Source organism: Roseobacter sp. AzwK-3b (assembly GCF_000170875.1).
Taxonomy (GTDB): domain Bacteria; phylum Pseudomonadota; class Alphaproteobacteria; order Rhodobacterales; family Rhodobacteraceae; genus Roseovarius; species Roseovarius litoreus.
The window spans coordinates 73,750-86,367 of record NZ_ABCR01000003.1 but is presented as its reverse complement, the minus strand read 5'-3'; the positions used below and the strand labels follow the sequence as shown (position 1 = coordinate 86,367).

General features: G+C 63.4%; 10 protein-coding genes and 2 pseudogenes. 8 read left to right on the top strand and 4 right to left on the bottom strand.

Annotated features, from left to right (window positions below; all coding sequences use genetic code 11):
- Window positions 1-17 precede the first annotated feature (17 nt).
- The 5 genes from RAZWK3B_RS06705 to RAZWK3B_RS06685 all read left to right on the top strand — a co-directional run bounded on the left by RAZWK3B_RS06705 (window position 18) and on the right by RAZWK3B_RS06685 (window position 5,373).
- Window positions 18-503: a (2Fe-2S)-binding protein gene (locus tag RAZWK3B_RS06705; protein WP_007813460.1), complete on the top strand. Its 486-nt coding sequence runs from the start codon at window positions 18-20 to the stop codon at window positions 501-503.
- Between the two features lie 55 nt (window positions 504-558).
- Complete coding sequence (locus RAZWK3B_RS06700) at window positions 559-2,928, top strand: xanthine dehydrogenase family protein molybdopterin-binding subunit (RefSeq protein WP_007813459.1); 2,370 nt, start codon at window positions 559-561, stop codon at window positions 2,926-2,928.
- A gap of 13 nt (window positions 2,929-2,941) precedes the next feature.
- Window positions 2,942-3,733 (top strand): FAD binding domain-containing protein, encoded by a 792-nt coding sequence (locus RAZWK3B_RS06695; protein ID WP_007813458.1) that lies wholly within the window; start codon window positions 2,942-2,944, stop codon window positions 3,731-3,733.
- A 106-nt stretch (window positions 3,734-3,839) separates the two neighbouring features.
- A complete protein-coding gene (locus RAZWK3B_RS06690; protein WP_502685142.1) occupies window positions 3,840-4,358 on the top strand; it encodes a YqaA family protein in 519 nt (172 codons plus the stop codon).
- A 154-nt stretch (window positions 4,359-4,512) separates the two neighbouring features.
- On the top strand, window positions 4,513-5,373 hold the full coding sequence (locus RAZWK3B_RS06685) for a sulfite exporter TauE/SafE family protein (protein WP_353611284.1): 861 nt from the start codon (window positions 4,513-4,515) through the stop codon (window positions 5,371-5,373).
- A 151-nt stretch (window positions 5,374-5,524) separates the two neighbouring features.
- Here the strand turns inward: RAZWK3B_RS06685 and RAZWK3B_RS06680 are convergent, their stop codons facing one another.
- The gene (locus RAZWK3B_RS06680; RefSeq protein WP_286131799.1) at window positions 5,525-6,418 is read right to left on the bottom strand and encodes an NAD(P)-dependent oxidoreductase; all 894 of its coding nucleotides are present in this window, start codon (window positions 6,416-6,418) and stop codon (window positions 5,525-5,527) included.
- 61 nt (window positions 6,419-6,479) lie between these two features.
- On the opposite strand from RAZWK3B_RS06680, the gene RAZWK3B_RS06675 reads away from it, so the two are divergent.
- The gene (locus RAZWK3B_RS06675; RefSeq protein WP_007813450.1) at window positions 6,480-8,957 is read left to right on the top strand and encodes a penicillin acylase family protein; all 2,478 of its coding nucleotides are present in this window, start codon (window positions 6,480-6,482) and stop codon (window positions 8,955-8,957) included.
- Between the two features lie 34 nt (window positions 8,958-8,991).
- Here the strand turns inward: RAZWK3B_RS06675 and RAZWK3B_RS06670 are convergent, their stop codons facing one another.
- Complete coding sequence (locus RAZWK3B_RS06670; protein ID WP_198133260.1) at window positions 8,992-9,255, bottom strand: alpha/beta hydrolase; 264 nt, start codon at window positions 9,253-9,255, stop codon at window positions 8,992-8,994.
- A gap of 16 nt (window positions 9,256-9,271) precedes the next feature.
- Between RAZWK3B_RS06670 and RAZWK3B_RS20520 the strand changes: the two are divergent.
- A pseudogene (locus RAZWK3B_RS20520) lies at window positions 9,272-10,104 on the top strand (IS3 family transposase); the annotation flags it as partial.
- A 236-nt stretch (window positions 10,105-10,340) separates the two neighbouring features.
- Here the strand turns inward: RAZWK3B_RS20520 and RAZWK3B_RS06655 are convergent.
- A complete protein-coding gene (locus RAZWK3B_RS06655) occupies window positions 10,341-11,597 on the bottom strand; it encodes an IS110 family RNA-guided transposase (RefSeq protein WP_007813445.1) in 1,257 nt (418 codons plus the stop codon).
- A 135-nt stretch (window positions 11,598-11,732) separates the two neighbouring features.
- Between RAZWK3B_RS06655 and RAZWK3B_RS06650 the strand changes: the two are divergent.
- A pseudogene (locus RAZWK3B_RS06650) lies at window positions 11,733-12,026 on the top strand (integrase core domain-containing protein); the annotation flags it as partial.
- Between the two features lie 3 nt (window positions 12,027-12,029).
- Here the strand turns inward: RAZWK3B_RS06650 and RAZWK3B_RS06645 are convergent.
- Window positions 12,030-12,383: a dienelactone hydrolase family protein gene (locus tag RAZWK3B_RS06645; RefSeq protein WP_157132185.1), complete on the bottom strand. Its 354-nt coding sequence runs from the start codon at window positions 12,381-12,383 to the stop codon at window positions 12,030-12,032.
- Window positions 12,384-12,618: the final 235 nt, after the last annotated feature.

The following is a 12,618-nucleotide window of genomic DNA, read 5'->3' as shown; positions in this document are numbered from 1 at the left end:
CCAAATGGGAGGACTCTATGCCACAGGTCAGCATGACCGTGAACGGTAAGCCCGCGACCGGCCAAATCGAAGGCCGCACGCTGCTTGTCGACTTCATCCGCGAGACACTCAACCTGACCGGAACGCATGTCGGCTGCGACACCAGCCAATGCGGCGCCTGCGTTGTGCATGTGAACGGTAAGGCCGTGAAATCCTGCACGATGTTCGCAGCCGAGGCCGAAGGCGCCGAGGTTCTGACCATCGAAGGGGTCGCTGCTCCTGATGGCACGCTCGACACCGTGCAGCAGGCCTTTCATGAGCATCACGGCCTGCAATGCGGCTTCTGCACGCCGGGCATGGTGATGTCGGCCAAGGCCCTTCTGGCCGAAAACCCGACCCCGACCGAGGCCGAGATTCGCGACTATCTCGAAGGCAATATCTGCCGCTGCACCGGCTATCACAACATCGTGAAGGCGATCATGGCCGCATCCGGGCAGGATGTGAGCAAGATCGCCGCCGAATAACGAACAAACGCTCGGCGGGCGCACCGCCGCGACCCACCAACAGGGAGGACACCTCATGCCCAAGGACGGAGGCATCGGCGCCAGCACAAAGCGCCGCGAGGACGCCCGGTTCCTGACCGGAACCGGCAACTACACCGACGACATCAACCTGCGCGGACAGGCCTATGTGCATTTCCTGCGCTCGGATGTGGCCCATGGCCGGATCAACAACATCGACACCAGCGCCGCCGAGGCGATGCCGGGCGTCGTTCGGATCTTCACCGGCAAGGATTTCGAAACCGCCGGCAGCATCCCCTGCGGCTGGCAGGTCACCGACCGTTTCGGCAACCCGATGAAGGAACCCCGCCACCCGGTTCTGGCCGAAGGCAAGGTGCGCCATGTGGGCGATCCGATCTGCGCCATCGTGGCCGAAACCCGCGAACAGGCACGCGACGCGGCCGAGGCGATCGATCTCGACATCGAAGAGCTGCCCGCCGTGATCGACATGAAGGCGGCACTGGCCGAAGGCAGCACCAAGGTCCATGACGATCTCGATGACAACCTGTGTTTCGACTGGGGCTTCGTCGAGGAAAACAAGGACGCCGTCGACGAGGCGATCCGCAACGCGGCGCATGTCACCACGGTCGAGCTGATCAACAACCGTCTCGTGCCCAACGCGATGGAACCGCGCGTGGCCGTTGGCGATTTCAATCGCGGCACCGGCGAGCATACGCTTTATACCACCTCGCAGAACCCGCACGTGATCCGGCTTCTGATGGGCGCTTTCGTTCTGGGCATCCCCGAACACAAGCTGCGCGTGGTCGCCCCCGATGTGGGCGGCGGCTTCGGCTCGAAGATCTACCACTACGCCGAAGAGGCGTTCTGCACCTATGCTGCAAAGGAACTCAACCGTCCCGTCAAATGGACCTGCACCCGCTCCGAGGCGTTCCTGAGCGACGCGCAGGCCCGTGACCACTTGACCAAGATCGAACTGGCGCTGGATGCGGACAACAATTTCACCGCAGTGCGCACCATGACCTATGCCAATATGGGCGCGTATCTGTCGACCTTCGCGCCCTCGATCCCCACATGGCTGCATGGCACGCTGATGGCCGGCAACTACAAGACGCCGCTGGTCTATGTGAACGTCAAGGCGGTGTTCACCAACACCGTGCCGGTCGATGCCTATCGTGGCGCCGGCCGCCCCGAGGCGACCTATCAGCTCGAACGCGTGATCGACAAGGCCGCGCGCGAATTGGGCGTCGATCCGATCGCGCTGCGCCGGCAGAACTTCATCACCGAATTCCCCTATGCGACGCCGGTCGCCGTGGAATACGATTCGGGTGATTTCCACCGGCTGATGGACAAGCTTGAATCGCGCGCCGATTTCGCCGGCTTCGCCGCCCGCCGCGCCGAAAGCGAAAAGAACGGCAAGCTGCGTGGGCTCGGCATCAATTGCTTCATCGAGGCTTGTGGCATCGCGCCCTCGAACCTCGTGGGGCAGCTTGGCGCGCGGGCGGGTCTTTACGAATCCGCCACCGTTCGGGTCAACGCCACAGGCGGCATCACCGTGATGACCGGCAGCCACAGCCACGGGCAGGGCCACGAAACCGTGTTCCCGCAAGTGGTGGCCGATATGCTGGGCATCGACGCTTCGCTGGTCGAGATCGAACATGGCGACACGGCCAACACGCCGATGGGCATGGGCACCTATGGCTCTCGCTCTATCGCGGTGGGCGGCTCGGCGATGGTGCGTGCGACCGAAAAGATCATCGCCAAGGCCAAGAAGATCGCCTCTCACATGCTCGAAGCCTCCGAGGCGGATATCGAGCTGAAGGATGGCCAGTTCACCGTCGCAGGCACCGACAAGTCGCTGGCCTGGGGGGATGTGACGCTGGCGGCTTACGTTCCGCACAACTACCCGCTCGAGGATCTGGAACCCGGTCTCGAGGAAACCGCCTTCTACGATCCCAACAACTTCACCTATCCCGCCGGCGCCTATGCCTGCGAGGTCGAGGTTGATCCGGACACCGGCAAGGTCACCATCGCCCGCTTCACCACGGCGGATGATTTCGGCAATGTCATCAACCCGATGATCGTCGATGGTCAGGTGCATGGCGGCCTGACGCAAGGGATCGGCCAGGCATTGTTGGAAAACTGCACCTATGACGAGAACGGTCAGCTTCTGTCGGCGAGCTACATGGATTACGCCATGCCGCGCGCCGATGACGTGCCGTTCTTCTCGATCGACCATTCCAACGGCACGCCCTGCACGCATAACCCCCTTGGGGTGAAAGGCTGCGGCGAGGCGGGGGCCATCGGCTCCACGCCCACGGTGGTCAACGCGGTGGTCGACGCGCTGCAATCGGGCGGCATCAAGGTGGACCACGTCGATATGCCCGTCTCGCCCTCGCGGGTGTGGCAGGCGATCCAGGCAGCAGGTTGAGGAGGACCAGACCATGTATGCATTCGACATAGAACGCCCCACGACAGTGGCCGACGCGATCAAGCTGCTCGCCGCCTCCGATGAAAATCAGCCCCTGTCCGGCGGACAGACGCTGATTCCCACCCTCAAGCAGCGCCTTGCCAGTCCCGAGACCCTCATCAGCCTGACCGGCATCGATGAGATCAAGGGCATCTGCGAGGATGATTCCGGCCGCATCTGCATCGGTGCCGCCACCACCCATGCCGAAGTGGCCTCCGGCGCGGGCAAATACCCCGCGCTGGCGGCGCTGGCCTCGCATATCGGTGACCCGGCGGTGCGCAATCGCGGAACGATCGGCGGCAGCCTTGCCAATAACGATCCCTCGGCCTGCTATCCGGCCGCAGCCCTCGGCTCGGGTGCCGTGATCGTGACCAACAGCCGCGATATCCCCGCTGATGACTATTTCCAGGGCATGTTCGCCACCGCCCTGGACGAGGGCGAGATCATCACCGAAGTGAAATTCCCGGTGCCGCAAAAAGCCGCCTACATGAAGTTCGAGCAACCCGCCTCGCGCTTCGCCCTCGTCGGCGTGTTCGTCGCGCAATACGAAGGTGGCGTGCGCGTCGCAGTGACCGGCGCCTCCGAAGAGGGCGTGTTCCGCTGGTCCGAGGCCGAGGCGGCGCTGTCGTCGGACTTCTCCGCCGCTGCGCTTGACGGGCTGTCGCTGCCGGGCGACGGCATGATCTCGGACATGCACGGATCGGGCGACTACCGCGCGCACCTCGTGGCGGTGATGACCCGCCGCGCCGTGACCGCTGCGGGCTGACGCTGCAGCGCTTTACCCCAAATGCCCCCGCCATCCTCGCGATGGTGGGGGTTTTTCTTGGCCCCGTGCCGCGTGTTCCTCGCACCCGACAGGGCAGGGGCTTTACGTGCCCCCGTTACCCCTCTATGCCGCGTCGCATGAGCGCCCCCATGACCCTCCTGTGGACGTGCCACCCGTATCAGGCACCCCCCCGACAATGATCGCGCTCTCGGGTCTGTTCCTCGCGGCCTTCGCCGCCGCCACGATCTTTCCGTTCCAGTCCGAAGCAGTGCTCGCCGGGCTTCTCGTGGCCGCCACCCATCCCGCCACCCTGCTGATCGCGGTCGCCACCTTGGGCAATGTGCTGGGCAGCGTGGTGAACTGGGTTCTTGGGCGCTATCTTCTGGCCTTCCGCGACAGGCGCTGGTTCCCCGCCTCCGCCTCACAACTTGATCGCGCCCAGGCGTGGTATGGCCGCTACGGGCGCTGGTCGCTTCTGGGCAGCTGGCTTCCGGTCATCGGCGATCCGCTGACCGTGGTCGCAGGGCTGATGCGCGAGCCGCTCCCGTCCTTCCTTTTGCTGGTCACGATCGCCAAGGGCGCGCGCTACATCCTTCTGGCCGCCGCGACATTGGCGTGGCTCTGACGGGCCCGCCGCCTGCGCCCCGATTACAGGGCTTGCCTGCCTCTCTCTCTCCACCCGTGGCGGTGGGGGGTGATAGCGGCGGGCGACAGCGTCCCGGGCGCTGTTCCCTCCAGATCCGCATCAGAATTTCGGACGCGTGGATATCCCCGCCCGGATGATCCAGCGGATTTTACCACTGGCCATACCGAAATGTTTCGGCGTACATATCGGTATGACGGCAGACACCCCCCGTGGCACAAACCGCAATCTGCCAGCCGCCTTCGGCGGGGGGGCCATCATCGGCACGCTTGGAGGGTTGATCGGTCTGGGTGGCGCGGAGTTCCGCTTGCCGCTTCTGATCGGTCTGTTTCGCTTTAGGGCCTTGCAGGCGATAATCCTGAACAAGGCCATCAGCCTGGTTGTCATCGCATCTGCCTTGCCGTTCCGCGCGGCCACGGTTCCCTTCGCGGATATCGTCGCGCATTGGCCCATCATTCTGAATCTGCTGGCCGGCAGTCTGCTCGGTGCCTGGATCGGTGCGGGTTGGGCGACGCGGCTGCAATCTCGAACCCTCCACAAGGTGCTGGCCGTCCTGATGGTGGGCATCGCTGCGGTGCTGCTTGTCGGTCATGACGTTTCCGCTTCACATGTGCCGATGAATGAGACCGCCCGCGTGCTCGCCGGCATATGCGCGGGCTTCTTGATTGGCAGTGTGGCATCGTTGATGGGCGTTGCAGGGGGGGAATTGCTGATCCCGACCCTCGTCGTGATGTTCGGGGTCGATATCAAGCTGGCCGGCTCGATGTCTCTCGTGATCAGCTTGCCGACAGTGATGATCGGATTTGCCAGATACAGCCGCGATCAGAGTTTCAAAGTGCTCGCGCAGAACCGATCCTTTCTGCTGGTGATGGCGGCCGGCTCCATCCTGGGCGTGTTCCTGGGTGGTCTGATGCTGGCACTTGCCCCGCAAACCGTGCTGATCCCGGCCCTCGCGGCTCTGCTGGTTCTGTCTGCGATCAAGGTCTGGCCCCGTTGAGGCCGGTGGCAGCCGCCGCGCCGCGTATCTGCAGCCACACCCCCCGACCCACAGGTTTCTTCTGGCCTGAAATATCCCGGGGGAGTCGTTGAAATCCCATGGGATTTCAACGGCGGGGGCTGGCCCCCATACCCCCGGACGCCTCTTGCGCTCAGCCTGACAGCTTGCGCAGCCGCTTAAAGAGGCTCGATGTGTCCCACCGGCCGCCGCCCATGTTCTGCACATCCTTGTAGAACTGATCGACCAGTGCGGTCACCGGCAAGGAGGCGCCGATCTCGTCGCCCGTCGACAGGCAGATATTCAGGTCCTTGCGCATCCAGTCCACCGCGAAGCCATGCTCGAACTTGTCGTCCAGCATCGTCTCGTAGCGGTTCGCCATCTGCCAGCTGCCCGCAGCCCCTTGGCTGATCACCTCGACCACCGCGCGCCCGTCAAGCCCTGCCTCTTCGGCGAAATGCAGCGCCTCGCTCAGACCCTGCACCAGACCGGCGATGGCGATCTGGTTGCACATCTTGGTCATTTGTCCCGCCCCGCTCTCGCCGATCCGGCGGCACAGCTTGGCATAGGTGGTCATCACCGGCTCGGCCGCGTCATAGGCACCCTGATCGCCGCCGCACATGATCGACAGCTGGCCGTTCTCGGCCCCCGCCTGACCGCCCGAAATGGGCGCGTCGACGTAGTTCAGCCCGGCCTCTTTCGCCAGCGCGTAAAGCTCCTGCGTGACCTTGGCCGAGACCGTCGTGTGATCGACGAAAACCGCCCCTTTGCCCATACCGGCAAAGGCGCCATCCGGGCCGGTGCACACGCTGCGCAGATCGTCGTCATTGCCGACGCATGCCATCACGAACGCCGCCCCTTCGGCGGCCTCGCGCGGGGTGGCGGCATGGCGCCCGCCATGTTCGGCGGCCCATTTTTCCGCTTTCGCCGCGGTCCGGTTGTAGACGCAGACGTCATGTCCCGCCGCCTGCAGATGCCCCGCCATCGGGTAGCCCATCACGCCAAGGCCAAGGAATGCCAGTTTCGTCATCATCGTCTCCCTTCCCATTGTCTCGGGGGGGATTTCTGACTATCCCATGGCGGAATGCAAGGGAAAACCGGGTGCGTGCATGGCGTCGATCTTCAAATGGCTTCTCAGGCTGACCGGCGGCGCCATCCTGCTGGTACTGGTGGCCGTGCTGGGCCTGTATTATCTCTTGTCGCGCTCGCTGCCCGATTACGACAAGTCCCTCACCGTCGCGGGCCTCTCCGCCCCGGTCGAGATCGTGCGCGATCACGCCAATGTGCCGCATATCTTCGGGCAGGGGGACGCCGACACGTTCTTCGGCCTGGGCTATACCCATGCGCAGGACCGCCTATGGCAGATGGTGATGCTGCGCCGCACCGCCCAAGGCCGCCTCTCCGAGGTGTTCGGCCCCCGCACGCTCGAGATCGACAAGGTCATGCGCCGCTTCGATCTGCATGATCTGGCCCGCAGCTCGGTGGCCGCCCAAACCCCCGAGACCCGCCGCGCGCTCGAGGCCTATGCCGCGGGCGTCAACGCCCGCCTGACCGAGATCAACGCCGACGCGCTTGGCCGGGGCGCGCCCGAGATGTTCCTCTTCAACGCGCCCATGGCGCCCTGGCAACCGGCGGATTCGCTGGCCATTCTCAAGCTGATGGCGGTGCAACTCTCCTCGCATCTCGAACATGAGGTGCTGCGTGCGCGCACCTCCCTCGCGCTCGACGAGGCCATACGGCTCGACGATATCCTGCCGCTCGCCCCCGGCAGCGGGCTGGCGGCCCTTCCCGATTACGCAAGCCTCATGCCCGGCGCCGAAACGCTGCGCCATGCCGCGCTGCCACAGCCGCCGCGCGATCCGCTCTCGCCCTTCAATCCGCGGGCCTTTGCAGGGGCCTCGAACGCCTGGGCCGCGGCACCGGCGCGCTCGGCAAGCTCGGGGACGCTTCTGGCCAATGATCCTCACTTGGGCTTTTCCGCACCGGCAATCTGGTATCTCGCGCGGCTCGAACTTGAACGCGGCGGCGTGATCGGCGGCACGATCCCCGGCATGCCCGCCATCCTGAGCGGGCGCAGCAACGATCTGGGCTGGGGGCTGACCTCGTCCTATCTCGACGATCAGGATGTGCATATCGAACGGCTCAACCCCGAAAATCCCGGGGAATACCTGACGCCCGAAGGCTACAAACCCTTCCGCACCGCGCGCTCAATCATCCGCATCAAGGATGCCGAGCCCGTCACCCTGACCCTGCGGTGGACCGACAATGGCCCGGTGCTGCCCGGCTCGCACGCCGATCTGGGCACGGTCACGCCGGCGGGGCATGTGGCCTCGCTGTCCTGGACGGCACTCGATCCCGCCGACACCACGATGAGCGCGGCGATTGCCCTGATGGGGGCCGCCTCGGTCTCCGAGGCGCTCTCGGCGGGCGAGCTTTACATCGCGCCATCCCAAAACGTCCTGCTGGTGGACAGCGACACGATCGCCATGAAAACCCTTGGCGCCATGCCACGCCGCAACGCCCAGCACGAAAGCCAGGGGCGCATGCCCTCGCGGGGCTGGGTCCGGCAGAACCGCTGGCAGGGGATCAGCCCCTATTCGGCCAATCCCGAATTCATCGCCCCTGCGGGCGGTGTGTTGGGCAACACCAACAACAAGACCGTGGACCGGCCCTTTCCGTTGCATGTGAGCTTCGTCTGGGGCGACACGCAGCGCATCCATCGCTGGCAACGCCTGATGCAAAGCCGGCAGGTGCATACCCGCGACAGCTTCATCGAGGCGCAGCTCGACACCGTCAGCTTCACCGCCCGCTCGCTCCTGCCGCTGATTGGTGCAAACCTGTGGTTCACCGGCGAAGCCGCCCCCGACGGCACCCCCGAACGCCAGCGACAGCGCGCGCTCGATCTTCTGTCCGACTGGAACGGCGAGATGAACGAACATCTGCCCGAACCGCTGATCTATGCCGCCTGGATGCGCGCGCTTCAGGATCGGCTGATCCGCGACGATCTGGGGCCGCTGTCGCGCGAATTCGCCCATCCCGATCCGGTGTTCATCGAACGGGTCTACCGCGATATCGACGGTGCCTCGGCCTGGTGCGATGTCCGGCAATCCTCACCGGTGGAAACCTGCACCGATATCGCGCGCATGGCGCTGGATGATGCGCTGGTCTGGATCAACGAACGGTATGGCACGGCGCTCGAAAGCCTGCGATGGGGCGACGCGCATCAGGCAACGCACGATCACCCGGTTCTGGGCGACGTGCCGGTGCTGCGCTATTTCGTCAATATCCGCCAATCCACCTCGGGGGGCGACAACACCCTGCAACGCGGCCGCACCCGTGGCGCTGGCCCCGAGCCGTTCCAGAACGTGCATGGCGCGGGCTATCGCGGGGTCTATGATTTCGCCGACCCCGACAGCAGCGTGTTCATCATCTCGACCGGGCAATCGGGGCATTTCCTGTCACGTCACTATGATGATCTGGCACAGCTCTGGCGGCGGGGCGAATACATCCCGATGTCTCTGGACCCGGAACTGGCGCGCGCGGCCGCGGTGGGCATCACCCTGCTCGAGCCTGCCTTGCCGCAATAAGGCCGTGAACGGGAAGGGGCGTCAGGTTCCCGGCTCAGACCGCCCTCGCAGGTGCCAGATGCCGGCCGAACCAGTCCGTCGCATGCGCCACCACCTGATCCAGCGCGCCGGGTTCCTCGAAAAGATGCGTCGCACCCGGCACCACCTCGATCATGGTGTCGCAGGTCAGCGATCGTGCCGCATGACGGTTCAGGATCAGCACCGTGTTGTCCAACGCGCCGACAAGCAGCAGGGTCGGCGCCAGAATGAGCTGCCCCCAGTGAAGTGGTCCACCAACCGGGATAGGATTATCCCGCAATTTGGAGGACCAGAGAATGGCTGGGAAACGAGAAACGCCAGAAGACATCGTATCGAAACTTCGGCAAATCGAAGTGTTGCAAGGGCAAGGCATGACGGTCGCGGACGCGTCGCGCCATATCGGCATCACAGAGCAAACGTTCTATCGGTGGCGCAAACAATATGGCGGAATGAGCCGCGGGCAGCTGAAGCGGCTGAAGGAACTTGAGAAAGAGAACCAGCGCCTGAGGCGCGCGGTCTCGGATCTGACGCTGGACAAGCTGATCCTCACCGAGGCCGCAAAGGGAAACTTCTGAGCCCTTCACGTCGCCGCAGATGCATCGACCACGTGCGGCAGGCGCTCGGCATATCGGAACGCCGCGCCTGCCGCACCTTGGGACAGCACAGATCCACGCAGCGCAAGGTGCCGCGTGGCCGGCCAGACGAAGAGCGCCTGACCGAGGACATCATCGAATTGGCCAGGCAATACGGTCGCTACGGCTATCGCCCCGTGACCGCGCTGCTCAACCAGTCGGGCTGGCACGTGAACCACAAGCGGGTTGAGCGCATCTGGAAACGTGAAGGGCTGAAGGTTCCACCGAAGCAAAAGAAGAAAAGCCGGCTCTGGCTGAACGATGGATCATGTATCCGGCTTCGACCGGAGCGTCCAAACCATGTCTGGTCCTATGACTTCATGCAGGACCGGACAGCGGACGGCCGCACCTATCGCATTCTCAACATCATAGACGAGTTCACCAGGGAGGCGCTGATGATCCGCATAGACCGAAAGCTCAACTCGACCGATGTGCTTGATGCGCTGACGGACCTGTTCATCCTCCGCGGCCCGCCGGACTACATACGATCCGACAACGTCCTATGTCGGGAAAATCTGGCCGCTTAGGTCAGCAGGTCGTGGGGCATCTGGTGTCCCAGATGCCCTGTTAAAGTTGCCCAGACGGGCTCTGCCGTCAAGAAATGATCTCTTCCATAGCAAACACAGGGTACGCGCTTCGGCGGCCCTCACCGTCCTTAATACGAGATCCCAAATCCCAAGCAGAAGGCCCGAACATTATCTACGAGGTCAGATGTCTGCCTCCACGGCTCATGTCAGAGAGAGGTCCTTCCGCCTGGGCTCACCCCCTCGAAGAAGGGGCGATAGGGTTCGCCGTGATTGACCACGGCGTGTACGGTGCGCGCCATCTTGGCCGCGATCGCGGTGTAGGCCTTCCGGCGCAGATGGGCGTTGTGTCGATCCTTGGAGATGTAACGTTCGAACTTGTCGCGGAAGCTGTTAGTCCGCTTTAGAACGGCGGTCTGACCGGCCATGCAGAGCGTGCGCCGCAGCCGGGCATTGCCGTACTTTGAGATCCGGCTCTGTCCGCGAAACATGCCAGACTGGACGGTGGCGAGGTCCATGCCGCAAAACTTCAAGAACTGTCGATGGTGTCGGAACCGACGCAGGTCGCCTGCTTCGGCCAAGATGGTCATTGCGTTGATTGGGCCGATGCCGGGAATGGTGGTCAGCAGCTGATAGTCGGGTAGGTCCGACAACAACTCGACGGCCCGTGCCTCGATAACATCGCGCTGCCGGATGAGGCTACGCCCCTCGGCAAGAACAAGGCGGAACATGCGCACCGCGTCAGAATCTGCCTGAACTGGCAAGCCGACCGAAGCGGCCGCAGTGGCGTAAATATCGGAAAGTAATTGCTCTTTCGAAACCCTTCGGCCAACGACATCCCAGGCGTCGGCGATGAAGGCCTCGCGGCTCATGGCCGAGATCATATGTGGCGATGGGTACTTCTCAAGGAATGCCAGGAACCAATCCGTCCGTGAGCTTCGATGAAATCGTTCAGCCTCGGGAAAATACAGTGGCAGGTAGTGGGTGAGAATGCGGTGCCACAGCTCGGTCTTCGATCGAGAGACGATCTCGTGCGTCTTCGAGAGTTCCTGGATGTCGGCGGTCCCGACCACCATCGGATCGTGAAAGAACTGCACGGCGCCGATCTCCAGCATGTGAAGGATGACCTGGGCGTCCTTGGGATCATTCTTGTCCCAACTGTTGTGCAGGGCCTCCCGTGTTCGAGCCAGGCCGACGGACGAGACGAGCTTCAGCTCGAACCCGGCCTGCCCGAGATGATGCGCCAACGTTCGGTGGTAGTTGCCGGTCGCTTCGAACCCTATCCGCACCGGCAGGTCGTAGCTGGCAAGGGTTGCGGACAAACGCTGGAAGTCGTCAAGCGTGTTCAGGATCGTCATTCGGCGACGGCGCTTTTTGCCAGGGATGCCGATCAGCACCTCATGGCGATACTTGGAAATATCGATGGCGACTAGCAAGGTCGAAGCGGTAATATCGGTGGCGGTCATAGCCGGTCTCCTCAGCAGTGTGGTTATGCAAAACCACTGTTGAGACCTGAGACCGGTTATGGCCACACGCTGCGCTATTTGGGGGCTGCGCGCGTGGCCATAACCTCAAAAACAGCGTGCTTCCCGACGTGCTACGGTCCCGAGTTCGTGGCTCAGAAGGTCCGGGACTGGATCGCCGCAGTAGGTGCCAAGGCTGCGTTCATCGAGCCAGGATCGCCTTGGGAGAATGGATACTGCGAGAGCTTCAATGCACGCTTCCGGGACGAGTTGCTCAATGGCGAGCTCTTCTACTCAATAAAGGAGGCAAGGATCATCATCGAAGACTGGAGAAGACACTACAACACCGTTCGGCCTCACAGCGCCCTTGGATACCGGCCTCCCGCACCGGAAAGCATCGTTCAGATGGACCAGAGGCCGGTCATGCACTAACAATCAACTTGGACCACTTAGTGGGGGCAGCTCAAGAACGCGGGGCAGGGCACTTTTCGCCAGATCGGGGCGCCCGCCGCGCGAGACCACCGCCCTCACGACACGGGGGTGATCGGCTGCCGCCCGCAAGGCCGCCGCCGCCCCCGTGCTGGCCCCGAAGAGACCGCAGGGCAAATCGCGGACGCGGGTCTCGCAGGTGCACCAGTTCAGCGCCGCCCCCACGCGATTGGCCAGCAATGCGATGTCGAAAACATTGCGTTTGTCCAACGCCTCCTCTTCGGTCAGCAGATCGAACAGCAATGTGGCCAGCCCTGCGGCGTTCAACCGATCCGCCACGTATCTGTTGCGCGGACTCATCCTGCTGCTGCCGCTACCATGGGCGAAGATCACCAATCCTGACGGGGTTTCCGGCATGCTCAAAGTGCCTGACAGAATCATGGCACCCTTCGCCACCGTGATAAAAACCTCAATATGTGAGCTGTTTTCCATTCCGTAATTTGTGAGCTGTTTTCCATTCCACCGACTATAGCCGATCTGGACTGTAAGCGCCTTGACATGGAACAACTACCCACCACGGCGCCGCCTGAGCTTC